16 protein-coding genes and 2 pseudogenes are annotated in these 18,599 nt (G+C 61.3%); 7 read left to right on the top strand and 11 right to left on the bottom strand.

What is annotated here, in order from left to right:
- Window positions 1-161: 161 nt before the first annotated feature.
- The 4 genes from PT015_RS13440 to PT015_RS13425 all read right to left on the bottom strand — a co-directional run bounded on the left by PT015_RS13440 (window position 162) and on the right by PT015_RS13425 (window position 3,854).
- Window positions 162-1,427, bottom strand: a complete 1,266-nt coding sequence (locus PT015_RS13440) for a PucR family transcriptional regulator (protein WP_285185103.1) — start codon at window positions 1,425-1,427, stop codon at window positions 162-164.
- 393 nt (window positions 1,428-1,820) lie between these two features.
- Entirely contained in the window at window positions 1,821-2,696 is an 876-nt protein-coding gene (locus tag PT015_RS13435; RefSeq protein ID WP_285191098.1) for an alpha/beta fold hydrolase, read from the bottom strand.
- A 37-nt stretch (window positions 2,697-2,733) separates the two neighbouring features.
- Window positions 2,734-3,168, bottom strand: a complete 435-nt coding sequence (locus PT015_RS13430; protein WP_285191097.1) for a PaaI family thioesterase — start codon at window positions 3,166-3,168, stop codon at window positions 2,734-2,736.
- A 47-nt stretch (window positions 3,169-3,215) separates the two neighbouring features.
- Window positions 3,216-3,854 carry a TetR/AcrR family transcriptional regulator gene (locus PT015_RS13425; protein ID WP_285185102.1) on the bottom strand — a complete coding sequence of 213 codons (639 nt, stop codon included), beginning with the start codon at window positions 3,852-3,854 and terminating at the stop codon, window positions 3,216-3,218.
- Window positions 3,855-3,949: 95 nt separating this feature from the next.
- Between PT015_RS13425 and PT015_RS13420 the strand changes: the two genes are divergently transcribed.
- Genes PT015_RS13420 through PT015_RS13410 form a run of 3 tightly spaced genes read left to right on the top strand, consistent with a single transcriptional unit; the run spans window position 3,950 to window position 7,153 of the window.
- Window positions 3,950-5,455: an acetyl-CoA acetyltransferase gene (locus PT015_RS13420; protein WP_285185101.1), complete on the top strand. Its 1,506-nt coding sequence runs from the start codon at window positions 3,950-3,952 to the stop codon at window positions 5,453-5,455.
- A complete protein-coding gene (locus PT015_RS13415; RefSeq protein ID WP_285185100.1) occupies window positions 5,452-6,552 on the top strand; it encodes a zinc-dependent alcohol dehydrogenase in 1,101 nt (366 codons plus the stop codon). The genes PT015_RS13420 and PT015_RS13415 overlap by 4 nt, the downstream gene beginning before the upstream one ends.
- A 31-nt stretch (window positions 6,553-6,583) precedes the next feature.
- Complete coding sequence (locus PT015_RS13410; RefSeq protein ID WP_285185099.1) at window positions 6,584-7,153, top strand: carboxymuconolactone decarboxylase family protein; 570 nt, start codon at window positions 6,584-6,586, stop codon at window positions 7,151-7,153.
- A 32-nt stretch (window positions 7,154-7,185) separates the two neighbouring features.
- Here the strand turns inward: PT015_RS13410 and PT015_RS13405 are convergent.
- Window positions 7,186-7,521, bottom strand: a pseudogene (locus tag PT015_RS13405) (transglutaminase); the annotation flags it as partial.
- Window positions 7,522-7,718: 197 nt separating this feature from the next.
- Here PT015_RS13405 and PT015_RS13400 point away from each other — a divergent pair.
- The 3 genes from PT015_RS13400 to PT015_RS13390 are packed head-to-tail and all read left to right on the top strand — an operon-like array spanning window position 7,719 to window position 11,152.
- Entirely contained in the window at window positions 7,719-9,077 is a 1,359-nt protein-coding gene (locus tag PT015_RS13400; protein ID WP_285185098.1) for an LLM class flavin-dependent oxidoreductase, read from the top strand.
- A complete protein-coding gene (locus tag PT015_RS13395; RefSeq protein WP_285185096.1) occupies window positions 9,074-10,147 on the top strand; it encodes a type 2 periplasmic-binding domain-containing protein in 1,074 nt (357 codons plus the stop codon). Before PT015_RS13400 ends, PT015_RS13395 begins: the two co-directional genes overlap by 4 nt.
- 3 nt (window positions 10,148-10,150) lie before the next feature.
- Window positions 10,151-11,152 (top strand): acyl-CoA dehydrogenase family protein, encoded by a 1,002-nt coding sequence (locus PT015_RS13390; protein WP_285185095.1) that lies wholly within the window; start codon window positions 10,151-10,153, stop codon window positions 11,150-11,152.
- Between the two features lie 109 nt (window positions 11,153-11,261).
- On the opposite strand, the pseudogene PT015_RS13385 reads toward PT015_RS13390, so the two are convergent.
- The 6 genes and pseudogenes from PT015_RS13385 to PT015_RS13360 all read right to left on the bottom strand — a co-directional run.
- Window positions 11,262-11,693: pseudogene (locus PT015_RS13385) on the bottom strand (MMPL family transporter); the annotation flags it as partial.
- A 152-nt stretch (window positions 11,694-11,845) separates the two neighbouring features.
- A complete protein-coding gene (locus PT015_RS13380) occupies window positions 11,846-12,832 on the bottom strand; it encodes an alpha/beta hydrolase (RefSeq protein ID WP_285185094.1) in 987 nt (328 codons plus the stop codon).
- A complete protein-coding gene (locus tag PT015_RS13375; RefSeq protein WP_011560579.1) occupies window positions 12,829-14,346 on the bottom strand; it encodes a flavin-containing monooxygenase in 1,518 nt (505 codons plus the stop codon). Before PT015_RS13375 ends, PT015_RS13380 begins: the two co-directional genes overlap by 4 nt.
- 44 nt (window positions 14,347-14,390) lie before the next feature.
- Window positions 14,391-15,884 (bottom strand): flavin-containing monooxygenase, encoded by a 1,494-nt coding sequence (locus PT015_RS13370; RefSeq protein ID WP_285185015.1) that lies wholly within the window; start codon window positions 15,882-15,884, stop codon window positions 14,391-14,393.
- The gene (locus PT015_RS13365) at window positions 15,881-16,804 is read right to left on the bottom strand and encodes a hypothetical protein (protein WP_014805696.1); all 924 of its coding nucleotides are present in this window, start codon (window positions 16,802-16,804) and stop codon (window positions 15,881-15,883) included. The genes PT015_RS13370 and PT015_RS13365 overlap by 4 nt, the downstream gene beginning before the upstream one ends.
- A gap of 13 nt (window positions 16,805-16,817) precedes the next feature.
- A complete protein-coding gene (locus PT015_RS13360; RefSeq protein WP_285185014.1) occupies window positions 16,818-17,672 on the bottom strand; it encodes an SDR family NAD(P)-dependent oxidoreductase in 855 nt (284 codons plus the stop codon).
- Window positions 17,673-17,869: 197 nt separating this feature from the next.
- Here PT015_RS13360 and PT015_RS13355 point away from each other — a divergent pair, with 197 nt between their 5' ends.
- A complete protein-coding gene (locus PT015_RS13355; protein ID WP_285191096.1) occupies window positions 17,870-18,433 on the top strand; it encodes a TetR/AcrR family transcriptional regulator in 564 nt (187 codons plus the stop codon).
- Window positions 18,434-18,599: the final 166 nt, after the last annotated feature.

Here is an 18,599-nt window from a genome sequence, read left to right as displayed (position 1 = left end):
ACGTTCTGAAGTACTCCTGGATCGCCGAAGCCGAGGCCGTCCGCCACGCTCGCTGCGCGATCGAAGCAGCTGGGCGAAGGGATTGCCCTAACCCATGGTCCGGAATGGTCACCGACGAAAGTGGTGGTTTGTCGCTCGCGGTTCGGCGCCACTCCTTGAAATCAAGTCAGCACTGCATCTCCGAACCAGTCACACATGAGCAAGGCGACTTCGAGATCCAAGCGACTGGCGGCGACCGGCTGACCACGACGCGCGACTGCCCGACTGACGCGGTATTTAACCGTGTTGGTGTGTATTTGGAGCTCTTCTGCTGCTGCCTTGTAGCTCGATCCGGCACGCAAAAACACTCTGAGGGTCTCGCGCAGGCGGTGGTCGGTATCGTTGGACTGGGCCAGCGTGCCGAGCACGGTGTGAATCCAGTACTTCAGTGTCGGGATGTCGACGACCAGCATCGAGGCGAGCGCGAGGCCGGGGTCTTGGGTTGCGACGAATCGGTGCTTGGGGCTTTCGCCGGCCATGGTGACCGCGCGTGCCTGCGCAGCCTGCTGGTACGAACGGCGGAAGCCTTCAACCCCACAGAGGTGTTCTCCGACAGTGACTTTCGGGCTGTCAGTTTGTGCTAGAACAAAGGAACGCAGCTTCGCTATGGCGTCTGACCCCTCGGGCATCGTCATCCATACGCATGCGACGAGGCGGTCGATGGAATGGTAGATCAACCGGGTGGCTCCGGCTGCGGCAACCGCTTGGCGGGCGAACCGCTCCAGCACGATAACTGCATCAGCATCGCTGCTGGTGTCTTGGGTCAACCAGACCAACAGCGCCAGATGTGTTGCGTCCAGGGGGTAGTCCATGGTTTTCGAGGTTTGGCTCACGTCTACGTCGCGTCCGTCGAGAATGTCTCGAATGGCTTGTGTGCGCAGGCTTCGCCGGTTCTCGTCCCACTGCTGGCGTTCAGCCTGATATGTCGCCAGGACTTGCTCGGACATCCAGTCGATGTAGCGAAACGAGACATGGGTGATGTGTTCGTAAAGTTCAAGTTTCTGATCAGGGGCCAGGTCGGCGCGCCGCAACTCGGAGATAATTAGATTCAGTCCGTGCTGATGCCCCAACCTGTACGCGCGCAGTAGCGCGTTGACTGGGATGTCTCGTTGTGCCATTCGCCGCGCGTGTTCGAGCGCCGCGGTCGGAGGTTCGACGTTGTCGATGGGGATCGAATAGCGGATAGCGGAGAACCAAGTATCGACGTTCGCGGCGACAGTGTCGTTCAACAATTCTGTGAGTTGCTGATCGGCCGTGAGCTCAGGAACCTCATCGACCAGCAACCGGTGTATCGATTCGGGCAGTTCTCGGACGAGGCCGCCGAGCCCGCCGAGCATGTCGGCGACATCGTCGGCGGCGCCGCCCCGACCTGACAGAGGATCGGTCATATCCGGTGACGATACGCGGGTCTTTGTCCCCGTGAGACAAATAACCGTGAAAAATTGAACGCTCGGGGACGTAGCGGGCCCGACTAAAAGAGGCCTAAATTTTATTTGGAAGCTCTTCAGGCCAGGGTCTTCGGGGACACCAATCGGGTTGGTGCCAGGCAGAGAGTGTTGGTGGACGGCGAACGCGGCGATGGAGTGGTGAAATGGTGTTCTGTCTCCTGGCGCTAACTATGTTGGCGATTGTCGCATGGTCGGCGATCTCAGTGAAGGGCCATGGCGCCGACATAAGCGCCCCCATCACGCGACTTCTCGACAATTACGGCCATGATGCTTGCGCGTTGGCTCGGGCGAGCGAATGCCCGCCGCTGTAACTTCTAGTCGCTAGCGTGCGAGTCACACCTTGCGCTCAAGGAATTCGGCGACAGCGAGGGTGAACGCGTCATTGTCGTCGCCGGCGATCATGTGGCCGGCTCCGGTGATGTCGACGGTTTCAGCGTGCGGGACCAGGTCGATGAACTCGTCGACGGTCTGTTGCGAGACGACGTCGGATAACAGGCCGCGGACTAGCAGTGTCGGCGCCGATATGCATCGTGCACCATCGATGAGTAGTTCGCCCATTGCCGCGAACTCGTCGGCGCCGCTTTCTGAATCTCCCTGTAAGAACTGAAAATTCGACTTGATGAACGAGGGGTCCCATCGCCAGACCCATCGGTTATCTTCGCGCTGGCGCAGTACCTTGCGTAACCCCTGGAGGTTCTCCGGACGTTCCCGGTGCGGGTTATGGGCGGCGATAACGTCGGCGGCATGATCGATGGTGTCAAAGCCATCGGGGTGCGCGGCCATGAACGCCACGACACGACGCGCCCCGTGTAATTCCATCCTGGGTGTGATGTCGACCAGGACGACAGCTGCCCAGAGATCCGGTGGTGCAACAAGGTGAGTGCCCATAATTGTCAACCCGCCCAGCGAAGCTCCTACAGCGACGACTGGGTGGCCGGCGCACGCGTGTGCACGCACTGCCAGCAGATCGGAGGCGAGCCGCTCCAGGTCGTAGAGCCCGTCGGGATCCCAGTCGCTGTCACCATGGCCGCGCGCGTCGTAGGCGACCACCGTGTAACCGCGTGCATGCAATCGACGTGCCGTCGTCTCCCACGCGTGCCGATTTTGCCCGCCGCCGTGTAAGAGCACGACGACCGCGCGGGGGCCGTTGCAAGGGTATACGTCCGCCGCCAGCGACAGCGAGGGGCCGATCGGTATCCGCTCGAGGATCGGAGTCACGGTCGCCAGGCGTAGCTTGACACGGCGATCAACCGGCCTTCGGGGCCACGATGGTTACTGTGCCTTGCGCCGCGCACACGGCATTGTCGCCGTTGGTGATGTCGATGCGAGCCACGCCGCTGCGCCGACCGAGCGCGATGATCTCGGTAGTCGCGACGCAGGTTCCGCTGGACACCGGCTTGAGCAAATTGAGCTTGAATTCGGTTGTGGCGACCCATGTCCCAGTCGGTATGACGGGGTAGAACACCACGCCGAGGCAGTGATCGACCATGGCCGACAGGCAGCCGCCGTGCAGGTTGCCGAACGGGGTCAACAGATCGGGGCGCGCATCCATCTCCGCGATGAGACGCCCGGCGACGAACTCGGTGTGCCGAAACCCGAGATAGCCGGACAAGCCCTCCGACAGCATCGGCGCGTTTCGCAGTTCTTCGGCGATCTGCTCGTCGAAACTGGCGAACGTCATGTGCATCGATCACGCCTCCTTCAGGATCATCAGTCGAGACAGTACGCTCATTCTGTCGCATCCAGAACCTTTCGGTCGTGCCTGACGATGGTGGGAACCAGGAACCGCGCCAGATAAGCCGCTAGGCCGTCTCTGCTGCGCTCCCGCGGCCCGCGGACGGTCAGCAGGCTCAAGATCGTGCGCACCACCCACTCCGAAGCGTCATCGACAGACACTCCTGGCTCGACGTCGGACCAGTGCGCCACGAACACCGGGCGCAAGAACTCGGTGACAAGTTCAAACAACGACGCTGACGTGGCTTCGCCCAGACCCACGACGGCAAGCTCAAGGTCACTGCCGAACAACAACCCGATGATCGGTTCCCGGCGAGCGGCTCGTAGCGTAATTCCTACGAAATCCACGAGAGCGGAACCTAAATCGGTGTGTGCGGCGATCCTGGGTGCGATTCGACCCAGGTAACGCTCGGTGGCTCTCAAGATGACGCCGGAGATCACCGCCTCACGACTCGAGAAGTACCGGTAGACGGTGGCTCGTGACACGCCGGCCCGCCGGCCGATGTCGTCCATCGTGGTGCCACCGAGGCCTTGGTGTTCGAGGCAGCGCTCGGCCGCATCGAGGAGTCGGTCGCGCGCGGAGTCACGGTCGGCGGGAATGGAGGCGCCCCACCGCGAGAGCCTGGTTGCCATCGCGCCAGTATGACCGGTCCTGAAGTCTGGTGTTGTGAGCGCCTCTCCGACGTGACAGTATCGTTTACATGTCTCATCGCGGTCAGCTGCACTGAATGTCAGCGGCCGCGTCGTTACACCCGCGAACACCGGTCGTCGTCGGTGTCGGCGAGATCACCTATCGCGGCAGCGATGCCGTGGACCCGATCGCTTTGGCGGTCCAAGCAGCACAGCGGGCTGTTGCCGATACCGGTCGGGCGATCTCCGCGCGGATTGACACGGTCGCGACACCCGGCATCCTGATGGTTGCGCGCGACAACCCGGCCACCAGGATCGCCGACGTTATGGGGCTGACGCCGCATCGCCGCATCAGCTGCCCCGTCGGGGGTAACACCCCGCAATATCTGGTAGAGGTATTCGCCGCCGAGATCGCCAGCGGCGCAACGGATGCCGTCCTGGTCGTGGGGGCCGAAAGCGGGCGCTGGGCGGGCAAGACACCTCCCGGGTTCCAGGTCAAGGCGCAACCCGGCAGCGGCCGCCCCGACGAGTCGCTCGGTGATTCACGGCCCGGCTTGAGTTCGGTCGAGTTGTCCGCGGGCCTGCAGTGGCCGCACGAGGTGTATCCGATGTTCGAGTCCGCGATCGCCGCTCGGCACGGCCGCGACTTCGACGCCCAGCGTGCATGGCTCGGCACGCTGATGGCGCCGTTCACCGAAGAGGCGGCGCGTCATCCAGATCAGGCGTGGTTTCCGCAGTCACGCACCGCGCAGCAACTAAGCGATGTCTCGGCCGCAAATCGCATGGTGTGCCAGCCGTACACCAAGTTGCTCAACAGCATCATCACCGTCGACATGGCGGCCGCGTTCATTCTGGTGGCGGCCGAGGTCGCCGATGAGCTCGGTATTCCGCGCGATCGGTGGGTCTTTCCTTGGTCGGCGGCGAGTTGCAACGACGTGTACTTCCCGGTGCAGCGGCCAGACCTCACTCGCTCAACCGGGATACGCGCCGCCGCCGGCCACGCCTTTGACGCGTGCGGTGTCACGGTCGACGACATCCGTTGGCTCGACTTCTACTCCTGCTTCCCCTCGGCCGTGCAGATGGCCATCGACGCACTCGGGCTTGATGCCGCCGACTCCCGTGGGTTCACCATCACCGGCGGCCTGCCCTACCACGGCGGGCCGGGCAACAACTACGTCAGCCACTCGATCGTCGAAATGGTGCGGCGCTGCCGGGACGATCCGGGCGGCGTCGGACTGACGTCCGGCCTAGGCTGGTACGTCACCAAGCATTCGATCGGCTTATGGTCCGCCTCGCCGCCGCCCAATCGCTGGCGACGCATCGATACACGCTCCGCCCAGGCCGCGATCGACGCGTCGGCACTCGCTGTGGCAGCCCCCGACGAGGCGCGGGGCACGGCGACGATCGACTGCTACACCGTGATCTATGACCGAGCCAACACACCGATGTCGACGCCGATATTCGCCCATCTGCCTGACGGTCGTAGGGTCGCGGCACGCAGCAACGATCCGCTGACGGCCAAGGTCATGGCCGAAGCGATGTTCGTCGGACAGAACGTCGAGCTCCGTCCCGCGGTGACCTCGTTCGAATTCGAGCTGCCGTGACCGCGCAAGCGCTGGTGTTGACACGGCCGCTGACCTTGCAGCGTCGCACCCTGGCCCTGCCCGAGGTGCGTGAGGACACCGCGCTGCTGAGGATCGAAGCCTGCGGCCTGTGCGGGACAGATCACGAACAGTTCAGCGGACTCATCCCAGCGGACTTTGCGTTCATCCCGGGCCACGAAATCGTCGGCGTCATCGACCGTATCGGCGAAAGAGCCAGCGCGCGATGGGGTGTCACGAACGGGCAGCGGGTCGCCGTCGAGGTGTTCCGCTCGTGCCGCGAATGCGCGCAGTGCCGCAGCGGTGAGTACAAGCGATGCGTGAAAAACGGCCTGGCCACCATGTTCGGTTTCGTCAACGCCGATACCGGCTCGGGGCTGTGGGGTGGCTACGCGACGCACCTCGAGCTGCCTGCCGACGCGATGTTGCTGCCGATTCCTGATGGGATGGAGCCTGTAACGGCCACGCTGTTCAATCCGCTCGGCGCCGGCATCAAATGGGCCGCAACGCTTCCCGGTACCGCCGAGGGCGCGGTCGTCGCCGTCCTCGGCCCCGGCATCCGCGGCATCGCCGCGGCGGTGGCGGCCAAGGAAGCCGGCGCGTCGCTCGTGGTAATGACAGGCCTCGGAGCCCGCGACGAAGCGAGGCTGAATCAGGCACGCTCGTTCGGTGTGGATGTGATCGTCGACGCCGCCCACCAGGACCCTGTCGATGCGCTACTGCGGGCTACGGGCGGCCGGTTGGCCGACGTCGTCGTCGACGTCACCGCCAAGGCGCCGGCCGCAATCGCCGACGCGGTCAACCTCGCCGCGCACGGCGCCACGGTGGTCATCGCCGGTACCCGGGGTGTCGGCGGCGGACCCGGCATCGAGCCAGATCTCGTCGTCTACAAAGAACTGCACATCATCGGTGCCCTGGGCGTCGACTACCCCGCCTACCAGCAAGCGATCAGCCTGCTCACCTCCGGGCGGTGGCCGTTCGACGAAATAAGCCGCCAGACAGCGGGATTCGACGATCTCCCCGTCCTGCTCCAAACGTTGGCCAGCCCGGATGCCGGGGCGCCGCCGGCGTTGCACAACGTCTTCATCCCCACTGCGTGAGCAGCATGAGAGACCGAGAGAGGCAATGCGCATGACTGCCGGCCAGCGTGTGACGATGCTCGACCTTGATGCGGCGCGGGCACGTGCGGTGCAACACGGTATCCCCGAGTCGATGGCGGAGCTATCGGTTTTTCGCATCGCGCTGCACCAACCCGTAGTGGCCGCCGCTCTATACGGGATGCTCGATGCATTGCTGTTGAACGGAATTCTCGATGCACGTCTGCGCGAGCTGATCATCATGCGAATCGGGTGGGTCACCGGATCGGAATATGAATGGACTCAACATTGGCGTGTCGCCCTGCTCCTCGGAGTAGCTGAACACGACCTGCTCGCCGTGCGTGATTGGCAGCACGCAGATCAATTCGGGGAGATCGAACACGCGGTGCTCGCAGCCACCGACGAGACACTGCAACACGGCAGCATCTCAGACGCGACCTGGGGCCGCTGCCGGGAAGCACTCGGTCATGATCCAGCGACCATGGTCGAACTCGTTGCGGCGATAGGGAATTGGCGGATGTTCTCCATCCTGCTACGCGCACTTGACGTTCCGCTCGAGGACGGTGTTGAGGGCTGGCCACCAGATGGAGCAGTACCGAGCTGAGTGCGTCGCGCAACGCATTTGTAGGGCGGATGTCAGGCGAAAAGGTCAGAGCGGGGCGGCGGTTGCTCGATGAAATTCCCGTAGTGTGCACGCAGCGCTACCAGGATCTCGGTGAGTGGCAGGTCGTCGAAGGCCCCGCGATCGCGGAGGTACTCCATGTGCTGCGCGCCGTCGGCGGTGAAGCTGTGCAGTAGTGCGTCGTTGCGGCCGTCGAATTCAATAGGCGCAACACCGAAGCGTGCACACAGTTCGTGGTTGAAGGCCGGTGTCGCCTTGACCCAGGCGCCGTCGAGCAACATCAGGCTGTAACCGTGGTAGACGAAGACGTCAGAGCCGCGCATCCGCTCGCGCAACGTATCGGTCTGCAGGCGTATGCAAATGGTATCGCTGAGGGTGCTGCGGTGGCGGTTCTCGTCAGGTGCGCCGGTTGTGGCGTGTGGTTCGCATGGCCACTGGCCCGGAACTGAGTTCAACTCAGGATCAGTTCGATTTCAATGGTTTTCGGTCTGCTTTGGGATCGCGATACTGGACGAGTTTTGTAACTGGATCTGACGGAGGGGATCGAGTGGGCGAGCCTCGGCAGTTGCATCTTGCGGGGTTTTTCTCGGCTGGCAATGTGACGCATGCGCATGGGGCGTGGCGCCATATTGGGGCCACCAACGGTTTTTTGACCGGTGATTATTACAAGCGGATCGCGCGAACCCTTGAGCGCGGAAAGTTCGATCTGTTGTTTCTTCCTGATGCGCTGGCGGTTGAGGACAGCTACGGCGAGAATCTAGATATCGGTGTGGGGCTGGGCGGGCAGGGTGCGATTGCCCTGGAGCCGAAGAGCGTCGTTGCCACGATGGCGGCGGTCACCGAGCGGCTTGGGCTCGGTGCCACCGTTTCTACCACTTACTACCCGCCCTACCATGTGGCCCGCATCTTTGCCACGCTCGATCATCTCTCGGGCGGCCGGGTGTCGTGGAATGTGGTTACCTCGCTGAATGATTCGGAGGCCCGCAACTTCGGCGTCGATGAGCACTTGGAGCACGACACTCGTTACGACAGAGCCGACGAATTCTTGGAAGTGGTTCGCAAGCTGTGGAGTTCCTGGGACGACGACGCACTGCTGCTCGACAAGGCGGGCGGGCGTTTCGCCGGCCCGAAGAAGGTTCAGTACCTAGACCATCGCGGCAAGTATCTGTCGGTGCGCGGCCCGTTGCAGGTGCCCCGCTCGAGGCAGGGCGAGCCGGTGATTCTGCAGGCGGGATTGTCGCCGCGGGGCCGCAAGTTCGCAGGCCGGTGGGCGGAGGCTGTGTTCAGCATTTCGCCGAACCTCGACGTCATGCGTGCGACGTACCAGGACATCAAGGCCAATGTCGCGGCGGCGGGCCGCGACCCGGATAAGACCAAAGTGTTTACCGCGGTCATGCCCGTGCTCGGGGACACCGAGTCTGCGGCGAAAGACCGTTTGCAGTATGCAAATTCGCTCGTGCACCCGCAGGTCGGATTGTCGACCTTGTCCAGTCACAGCGGCATCGACTTGTCGATCTACCCGCTGGACACGAGATACTCCGAGATCGTTGGCGACTTGCGAAACCGTCAGGTTCCGACGATGTTGCAGATGTTCTCCGCGACGGCCGGCGGTGACAATCTGACGCTCGCCGAGTTGGGAAGCCGCTATGGCACCAACGTTGGCTTCGTCCCCCAGTGGGCAGGAACAGCTGAGCAGATCGCTGATCGACTGACTGAATATTTCCAGGCCGGTGCCGCCGACGGCTTAATCATCTCGGCGGCCTATTTGCCCGGCACCTACGACGAGTTCGTCGATCAAGTGGTGCCGTTGCTGCAAGAGCGCGGCGTCTTCCGCGAGGAATACTCGGGCTCAACGCTGCGCGAACATCTAGGTATCGATGTGCCCGGATTCGGCGGGATCGCATGACGACAAGCCTGGATCACGAAGTGTTGACGTACAGCAATTGCCCCGTCCCGAACGCACTGTTGACCGCGCTGGAGTCCAGACGCCTCGCTGAGGCCGGCATCACGCTGGAGGTGCTGACAGGAACGCTGGGAGCGTTGCATTTCACCTACGACCACCCTCGATACACTCGTTTCGGCGGTGAAATCCCACCGTTGATTAGCGAGGGGCTGCGGGCCCCAGGGCGCACGCGTCTTCTGGGCATCACCAGGTTCGCCGGTCGGCAGGGCTTCTACGCAGCTGCCGACAGTGCGTTGACTGCGCCAAGTGATCTTCGAGGAACGCGAATAGGAGTGTCCTCGGCGGCGATTCGCATCCTACGACGAGACCTTGGTATCTACCGCGAACTGGACCCGTGGGCGCAAACCCTCACAGCTTTGGGCACCTGGGAGGCTCGAGGTTTGCTGTCTACCCTTCAAAGCGGCGGTGTCGAGCTCGATGAGGTCAGGCTTGTTGCGATCGAGACTCCTGGAGTGGACTTGTCGCCAAATCAGCTGCACGCGTCCCCAAGTGTGAGGGGCGCCGACTTGTTTCCAGCTGTTGCCGTGCACCAGGCCGCGATTTTGGACAGCGAGCGTGTCGATGCGCTATTCAGTCGGTTGCCCTGGGCCGCGGAGCTCGAGGACCTCTGCGGCGCAAGGTTGCTCACAAACCTCAGTGATAACGACCGCAATATCTACGCTAGCGTCTGGACGGTCAGTGCCGTGCTGGTGGAGGCCCATCCCGATCTGGTGCAGCGCATGGTGGACGCGGTGGTCGATGCCGGTGTCTGGGCGCGCGATCACGATGACGAGGTCGTGGGCATCCATGCCGAAAACCTCGGCGTCGCACCGGCAGCGATCGGGCGGGGCTTCGGTTCCGAGTTCGCCCAGAACCTGATCCCTCGACTCGACGACTACACCTTCAATCTTGTGGAGCAAACCCAACGGTTTTTGTACGACCGCAACCTGATCGACCGTCTCACGGATCTGAGCCGGTGGGCGGCGCCCGCCTTTCTCGTCGAAAGCCGCAGACAACTCGTCAAAGGAGCATGAACGATGACATTGACCACCGAAGCGCAGCAATCCGAGCGGCAGGATCGGCGCGATCCGATTGCCGTGGCCCGCGAGTTGGCCCAGACCTGGTCTGAAGGGCTTCTCGAGCGGGATCGTGCGGGCGGCTCCGCTACCGCCGAACGAGAAGCATTGCGTAACAGCGGATTACTATCCCTTGGTGTGCCCGAGCAATTCGGTGGTTGGGGCGCCGACTGGCCCACCGTATTCGATGTGGTCCGCGAGATTGCGCGAGTGGACGGCTCGCTGGGGCACTTGTTCGGGTATCACATCGTTGATATCGCGTTTGTCGAACTGCTCGGATCGGCCGAGCAGAAAGACGCGACCTATCGGGCTGTAGCTGAACGTAATTGGTGGGCAGGTAACGCCTCAAGCGAGAACAACAGCCACGTTCTGGACTGGAAGGTCCGCGCCACGCCGACCGGCGACGGCGGCTACCGGTTCAGCGGAACCAAGCATTTCAGCAGCGGCGCGAAAGGTTCGGATCTACTGTTGGTATTCGCGGTAATCCAGGAAGAATCGGAGCAGCAGGGCGCGATCATCACCGCGGTGATCCCGACCGATCGGGCCGGAGTGAAGGTCAATGATGACTGGGACGCGTTGGGTATGCGTAGAACAGACAGTGGCACAACGGATTTCGATGATGTCGTAGTGCGCCCTGACGAGGTCCTCGGCGGGCCGAACGCGGTTCTGAATGCGTTTTTCCAATTTCAGCGCGGAAGCTTATTCGCACCTCTGGTTCAGCTCATCTTCGTCAACGTCTATCTCGGCATTGCACAAGGGGCACTAGATGCCGCGCGAGATTACACGCGCACCCAGGCTAGACCGTGGACACCAGCAGGCGTCACGCAAGCCGTCGAGGATCCCTATGTCATATGCACCTACGGCGAATTGGGGATCGCCCACGGTTCTGGCGAAACATTCGGACACATACCTTGCACGATCCGGTCGCCTACAAGATCGCTGAGGTCGGTAACTATGTGCTGAACGGCCGCTATCCGTTGCCTGGTTTCACCTCGTGATGGCTACCGCCCGAAGTTAGAGCTTGCAGCTACTCACACATCGCCCAATCGGCGCGACGCATTGTGCGTCGGCGTTATAGCTTTGGTGTTGTGCGCTGCGGCCACCAGCTTGCTTCGCGGAGCAGGGTGGCGATGGCGGGAACAGTGAGGGTACGGACCAGGAATGTGTACAGCAGTAGTCCGCAGCCGATGATGAACCCGACTTGGATCATAATGGCGATGGAGCCGACCATACGGCCGAACATGCTGGCGGCAAAAATTAGTCCGGCTGAGGTGATGACGGAGCCTGTGCTGGAGACGGTGCGCAGGACGCCGACGCGGATGTTGCGGTCGGATTCTTCGCGCAGTCGTGAGACGAGCAGCATGTTGTAGTCAGCGCCGACCGCGACGAGGATGATGAACGCGAGTAGCGGCACTGGCCAAGCGATTTGGTAGCCGAGCCACGTTTGGAACACGAGAACGCCGATGCCGAGAGAGGCCAGGTAGTTCAGGACGCCCATCAGCCATCAGGCGATCTGCCAATCGCTGTTCATCGAGGGGCGTAGGGCGCTCTGGTCTCCAGCCGCTAGGAACCACGCCTGGCTGATCTTGACCTCGAACCCTGCCCTCCGCCAGAGCCGATAACACGGCTTAATGACCACGACGACATGGCCTACTTTTACCGTCGCTTCTGGCCCAATTTTCGACCGTCGTCAACACGAAGGAAGCGTCCCGCTCGATGAATCGCGTCTCGGGCTTCGGGAAGAATCCGGAACATAGCCTGGAATACATGGATCTGTCCCCGGTATACCTGGATCTCGACGTGGGATCCAGCTGATTGAAGTCGCTCGGCGAGACGGCGCGAGTCATCGATCAACATTTCTCTCCCGCCCACCTGAATGAGGATCGGCGGCATCGAGGTCAGGTCCGCGTCAAGCACGCTGAGGCGCGGATCTCCGCGATCTGCGCCACCTACGTAGAGGTCAAGAGCGCGCGCCGCTGATTGAGCGGAGGCAAAAGGATCCCGGCGGCGAATTTCACGCGCTCTGGCAAGTTCGCACCTGAGATCCAGGACGGGAGACATCAGCAGCATCGCATCAGGGAGCGGCAATCCACCTGCACGTGCGCCCAAGGCCGTGGCCATCGTGAGCTGACCGCCCGCTGAATCTCCGGCAACCGCGACGGTGCGCTGGCAAGAACCCGGGGACCCTCCGCTGGTAAGCCAGCGATACGCATTCAGCGCATCGTCCGCGGCTGCGGGATAGGGATACCGCGGGGCAAGACGATACTTCACTGCGAAGATGGGGCGCCCGCTCGCCGAGGCGAGTTCACCAAGAAGACCGCGGTGCGTCTCCGGCGAGCACATAGAATAGGCGCCGCCGTGGATGTACAGCAAAGGGTTGGCATGCGGATTAATGGCAGGCGTGGTGATCCAGTCCCCACGAACGGGGCCTCCGGCGAATACAGTGTCAACCTTGCGCACTGTGACGCCGCGCCGAGGCCGTGAGGCTACGAGCGCTGTTCGAAGCACGCGATCCATCACCGCAAGTCCGTAGGCGTTTGATGGCATCAGCTGCGCCAGTGGCCGCAGCGTGGTTCGCGAGGACATCGCGACGAGATGACTGGCAAGACTGGGCTGCCAGTCAGGGGCATCCATTCTGGTCACCGGGGACACACCTCTTCGGGCCGATTCTCGAATCGGTAGTCCGAGAGGCGAAAGGTGCGGCTCCGCCAATAGGTCTCCAGAGTCGTTGATGGACGGAGTGGAACGTCACCGTGCCTGTCGAAGTAGTAGCTGTTGGCATTGGAACAGCTCGGCTGCCAGAAAACCTGTCTGTGACGCCGCCTTAGCACTTCGGCGAAATAACGGTCGTTCGCCTCCTTCTTGACCTCCACGCAGTTAGCACCCAGCGCCCGCGCGCGACGAAGACACCGGACGATGTGCCGACTCTGCGCCTCGATGAGCGTGAAGTACGAGGAACCGTTGTAGCCGTACGGGCCGAAGATGTTGAAATGATTCGGAAATCCCGGGACGCTCACCCCTTCGAAGGCCTGCAGTCGATGCTCGTCCCACCATGTAGCCTGCTCCAGCCCGCCGCGTCCCTTCAATACGTAAGTTGGCATGTTGCCCGACTCCATCACTTTGAAGCCGGTGGCCAGGATCAAGACGTCAATGGGATGAGCTTTGCCGTCTCGAGTATGGACGGATGCATGGTCGATATGGGTTATGCCGCTCGTCTCGAGCGAAACGTTGGACCGGTTGTACGTTGCGAGATAGGAATTGTGGAAGCTGGGTCGTTTACAGCCCAACGAGTAGCGCGGAATGAGTTGTTCTCTCGTCGTCGGGTCATGGACCTCACGCCGCATGTACCGCTTTGCGGCGCTCTCCATGACATCGGCGAACGGTATCACCGTATGAAAGTGAGCGGCGATTGGGAAAGTGATTTCCACGAACGCCTGGCTGGCGGTCCGGGTCGCCAATTGTGCCCCCGGCAGGAAATGTAGAAGCCTTCCACCCCACGTCGGTATGGGGAAGTCTGGCTTCGGCAGACAATAAATTGGAGTTCGCTGAAATACCGTCAGACTCTCTGCTTTCTTTGCGACTTCGGGTATCAGTTGCACCGCCGATGCACCGGTACCGATTACTGCAACCCTCTTCCCGCTGAGATCTTTGGCATTGTCCCATCTAGCCGTGTGGAGCGTGACGCCGGCGAAATCTCGCACCCCCTTGATTTCAGGCCACTTTGGCCGACTGAGAACGCCGGAGCAATTTATCACGAAGCGTGCCGTGAACTCCTCACCATTGGCACTGGTCAAATGCCACCGTGTTGCGTTCTCGTCGAAACAAGCCTCGGTAATGGTTGTGTTGAAACGAATATGGTCCCAGAGCCGATACTTTTCAACACATCGCTCGGCATAGGCTTTGAGCTCATTGCCGTGGGCGTACGTGCGCGACCAAGAGGGCCGCATTTCGTATGAGAATTGATAACTGAACGACGGTATATCGACAGCGATACCCGGGTAGGTGTTCCAGTGCCACGTACCACCTACGCCATCGGCGTCATCAACCATCAAGAAGTCGGTAAATCCCGCCTTCATCAAGCTAATGCCAGACCCGATGCCGGAAAATCCAGCTCCTATGATAATTATCTCGTAATTACGGTCGGACTTGCGATCCATTCCTGTATTTCACCGTTCTGACGGTCAGCCTTGCAAACTTGTATTCAGAGTGATTGCGTCAGCTCGACGTGTGTATCGTCGCGCCGGGTTATCACGTAATCATGAGGATCCAAGCGGGATAGTTCTCTCATAAACTGGGTCGCGAAACCTGGGTACATCGTGCCGTTGTAGCCGTCCTCGGTCAAATACCAACTGCTGCACCCCGAATTCCAAGTCGTTCGTCGAAGGCGGCGCTGAATTTCGAAGTGATAGCGGTCCTGACGATCCTCCCTCACATCCAAAGTGCCGATGTCATTTTGCTGAAGGAGCTTGATCGCCTTGACTATATAGTCAATTGCAGCCTCCATATATACGAGCGCCGAGTTGTGGCCTGGCCCGGAATTCGGTCCGAAAGTGAAGAACAAATTCGGATACCCGGCCACGCTCACGCTCTTGAAGGCAAATGTCCCCTGAGACCATTCATCGCCGAGCTTCCGACCGCCGAGGCCGCTAATCGGGAACGGGGTGCCACGTTTGGCCACGTCGAAGCCAGTGGCAAATACGATACAGTCCACTTCGTGTTCGACACCGTCGGCGGTCCGAACACCGTTGGGTGACAATGTGGCGATCGGCCAGCTGATCAGCTTGCAGTTATCCGCCTGTAGCGCAGGGTAATAATCACTGGTCATGAGCATGCGCTTGCATCCAGGCCTGAAATGGGGCGTCAACTGACGTCTCAACCAGGAGTCTTTCACCTGCCGACGGAGATGAGCCCTGGCCGCCAGCTGTATCGCGGACGTCGCGGCGGTGTTCCAGACCATACCCACTGCCATCACTTCGTGGGCCCAAAACCAGGCGTCGCGGAGCGCTTGTTCGCTCATCGGCAGTCGTTTGAAGGTCGAACGCGCCCAAGCCGGATGCTTGAAGTTCACCCTGGGCAACACCCAACCGGGCGTTCTCTGGAAGACTTTGACCGAGGCAGCCGACTTCACGAGCTCAGGAATGATCTGAACCGCGCTCGCGCCTGTCCCGATGACTGCAACCCTCTTACCGCCGAGATCGTAGCCATGGTCCCATCGAGCGCTGTGGATCTTCATTCCACCGTACGAGTCGATACCCCGAATATCGGGAAAGCTGGCGTTGGCAAGTGGTCCACTGGCCATTACAACTGACCGGGCTTGATACCGCTTTCCATCTGCCGTGTCGGCCACCCAGATGCCGGCACCCTCATCGAATTCCAAGCAAGTCACGTCGGTATCGAACTGGATGAACCGGGCAAGATCGTACTTGGCGACCATATCGTCGATGTACCCGAGGATCTCAGCGCTCCCCGAGTAGGTACGAGTCCAGCCCGGATTCGGCTCGAACGAGTAGGAGTAGAGAAGCGAGGGAATATCGCAGGCCGCACCGGGATAAGTATTATCTCGCCAGGTGCCTCCGACGCGATCTGACCGTTCCAGGATGACGAAGTCATCCGTGCCCTCCTGAAGCAGTCTGATCGCCGCACCGATACCGGCGAACCCGGCGCCGACGATCAACGTCGTCGTGGTGCCTGTCATTTGGCAACCGGTTCGTAGGTCAGTTCGTCCGTCCACGATGGCGGCCGACCGAAAATCTGAACAGGGAAAACATCGATCGCATTGCCAAGGCGTTGAGACACGAAGTGCAGAGGCTGGGACCGCTTGATGGAAGACGACATGTGCGCCTTCAAGATGTGATAGCCGGGCACCCTACGCGTATGTTCACTGCGATCGCCGACATTGGCATACCGCGTCACTGCGTTGTATAACTTCTCCTCGGACAGACCCATAGCGTTGAGATTCATCAACATGCGTGTCAGGAGCGGGATATACAGCAACGCGCCGGTGAGAATGCGCGGGTCGACCAGAGCACCCGCAGTTTGAATGGCGTGGATTCGCATCGGGCTGGCGCCCAGGTCATTCAAGACCTGGAAGCCAACCGCGAGATGCCGCGATTCGTCGCTGTTGACCTTGTTGAACACCTCCCCGCACACAGGGTCGTCAACCTCATCGAGGAGAAACTTCAGCAGCGCTCCGTCGAGCGCAGTCTCCAGTGCCGGAATCGCGGCCCCGATGACGGTCAGGGGAAGGGCTTCGGCATAACGGTCCAGCCATTCGATGACCAGCCGAATATTCTTGTTCGGGACCGGTTTCTCGCCTTCCTCGAGCATGCCCCAGCGACGCATCAGGGCAAGTTCGGCATTGGCGTGACGCTGCTCCTCGGCGTGAAAGTAACGGTAAATGTCTCCGAGCGCTTCGAATGGCGCCTTCGGAGCCATCGCGGCGAAGGCACGTGCTCCAACATGCTCAATCCACACCACGTCGGACATGAATTGCTTGAGTGTGGGACGCTGTTCATCGGTGATCAGTTCCGCGCCAGGGGCGTCCCAATCGATATCGGCGAGAGCCCATTGCTTGTTTTTGATTGTCTCGAGCATGTCGCTGTATGCGAAAGCCATTTTCCCTGCTCCTCTACTCGGCTGAATCGTTCCATGAGACCATGCGCTCTGCGAGGCCCAGCGTGCGTGTAAAGAGACCGGGTAGGGCTCTCTTGAGTTGCCACAAGACTTTGGCATCGAGTTGGGGTACTACATAAATTTGTCCGCGATCGTGCGCGTTCAACGTCGTTCGAGCAACGTGCTGTGGCGAAATGCCGGTCCATTTCATCAGGTTGGTCGCGAGTCGTGCAGCCGCCTCGTCGATTTGAGGATTATTGGCGATGTTCGTCTTCACGAAGGTGGGGCAAAGCACTGTGACGTTGACGTCAGTACCGCTCAGTTCGGCCGCCAGTGTCTCCGACAGAGCGAGCACTCCGGCCTTGCTCACGTTGTAAGCCGCCATCCGAGGGGCCGAGCCGAAGCTCGCTGCGGACGCCACATTGATGACTCCGCCATGCCCATTGCTCCGGAGCCGAGGCACGAAAGTCTCGCAGCCGTAGATAACGCCCCAGAGGTTGACAGAAATCGCCGCGTTCCAGTCCTCGATCGACGTCGCGCCGATGCGGTTGCCGCCCGCACCGATTCCGGCGTTGTTGATGACGAGGCTCGCAGCCTTCCCGAACCAGTCTTCGCTCACATCAGCGAGGTTGCGGATCTGCTGAAGATCGGTGACGTCGCATGCGATGTCGAAGCCCTCGCCGCCAGCCTGCCTCACCAACTCTGCCGACTCTTTTGCAGTGACGGGATCTCTGTCGGCGCACACCACGCGTCCGCCTCGGCGTGCAAGCTCCACGGCGAATGCGCGGCCGATACCGCTTCCTGCGCCCGTGACGACTGCATCGGCTCGGTGCGTTCTGCCTGGTGCGCCGCCGAATGGCAGCAATCTCATTCGTCTGCCTTTCGGGTCGCGCCATTGACGTCTGCTGTGGGGGAACTCTCATCTGGGGGCACCAGCCACCATTGGTGTCGCATGCCACCAGTTTTGTCGTGGACCGAGGGCTTTGTCAAGATGGAGAGGTGCGGTCGAGAAACAAGCGCTGGGGTGGTCGGACCGGCGCCGAGCGTCGTGCAGAACGACGGCAGCAATTGATCGAGGCCGCAACCGAGATTTGGAGTGAGAGCGGTTGGGCCGCTGTCACTATGCGCGGCGTATGCGCCCGCACGAGGCTGAACGATCGATACTTCTACGAGGATTTCAAGACGCGCGATGAGCTGCTCGTCGCAGCGTGGGATGGCGTCCGCAATGACATGCTCGGCGAGGTCGCTGCGCTCTTCGACGAGCGTGTGAATCGGCCGCCGATCGAAACCATCACTGCGGTGATCGCCATCGTGGTCGACCGGATCGCATGCGATCCCGGTCGAGCGCACATCCTCCTCGCTCAGCATGTTGGTAGCTCACCGCTACAAGACCGCCGCGCCGTGGCCCTACAGGAAGCAACGCAGTTGGTCGTTGAGGCAAGCCGGCCACACCTCCGACAAGATGCCGACGAGATAGCCCTTCGCATGGACACTCTGATCGCTGTCGGCGGGTTCGTCGAAGTCATGACGGCCTGGCACTCGGGTCTGCTTGCGGTGACCGAGAAGGAAATGGTCGCGCACACGAGCAGACTGGCTGAAACCCTGGCTCAACGCTATGTCGTCAGCGACTGATCCAGGCTCACAGGCCAGCCAGCTCCGTGGCGATCGCTGCCGAACCGCATTCTTGGCCCGACCGCCGCCTTGATCGGCTACCAGAACCGCACCCATGAGTCGACCGGCGCGCACCCTGTTCGGAAGGAGCGACGCAGGAAAGGTGCTCCTGCGTCGCCAAACTTCC

It is taken from the genome of Candidatus Mycobacterium wuenschmannii, assembly GCF_030252325.1.
Lineage (GTDB): Bacteria > Actinomycetota > Actinomycetes > Mycobacteriales > Mycobacteriaceae > Mycobacterium > Mycobacterium wuenschmannii.
Note: the sequence above shows the minus strand (reverse complement) of the source record. Positions and strands in the feature narration are given on the sequence as shown.

Bases quoted from the DNA above. Each gene is read 5' to 3' on its own strand.
- PT015_RS13440 (WP_285185103.1), bottom strand. From the start codon at position 1,427: ATGACCGATCCTCTGTCAGGTCGGGGCGGCGCCGCCGACGATGTCGCC.
- PT015_RS13430 (WP_285191097.1), bottom strand. From the start codon at position 3,168: ATGACGTTCGCCAGTTTCGACGAGCAGATCGCCGAAGAACTGCGAAAC.
- PT015_RS13425 (WP_285185102.1), bottom strand. From the start codon at position 3,854: ATGGCAACCAGGCTCTCGCGGTGGGGCGCCTCCATTCCCGCCGACCGT.
- PT015_RS13420 (WP_285185101.1), top strand. From the start codon at position 3,950: ATGTCAGCGGCCGCGTCGTTACACCCGCGAACACCGGTCGTCGTCGGT.
- PT015_RS13410 (WP_285185099.1), top strand. From the start codon at position 6,584: ATGACTGCCGGCCAGCGTGTGACGATGCTCGACCTTGATGCGGCGCGG.
- PT015_RS13395 (WP_285185096.1), top strand. From the start codon at position 9,074: ATGACGACAAGCCTGGATCACGAAGTGTTGACGTACAGCAATTGCCCC.
- PT015_RS13390 (WP_285185095.1), top strand. From the start codon at position 10,151: ATGACATTGACCACCGAAGCGCAGCAATCCGAGCGGCAGGATCGGCGC.
- PT015_RS13375 (WP_011560579.1), bottom strand. From the start codon at position 14,346: ATGGATCGCAAGTCCGACCGTAATTACGAGATAATTATCATAGGAGCT.
- PT015_RS13370 (WP_285185015.1), bottom strand. From the start codon at position 15,884: ATGACAGGCACCACGACGACGTTGATCGTCGGCGCCGGGTTCGCCGGT.
- PT015_RS13365 (WP_014805696.1), bottom strand. From the start codon at position 16,804: ATGGCTTTCGCATACAGCGACATGCTCGAGACAATCAAAAACAAGCAA.
- PT015_RS13360 (WP_285185014.1), bottom strand. From the start codon at position 17,672: ATGAGATTGCTGCCATTCGGCGGCGCACCAGGCAGAACGCACCGAGCC.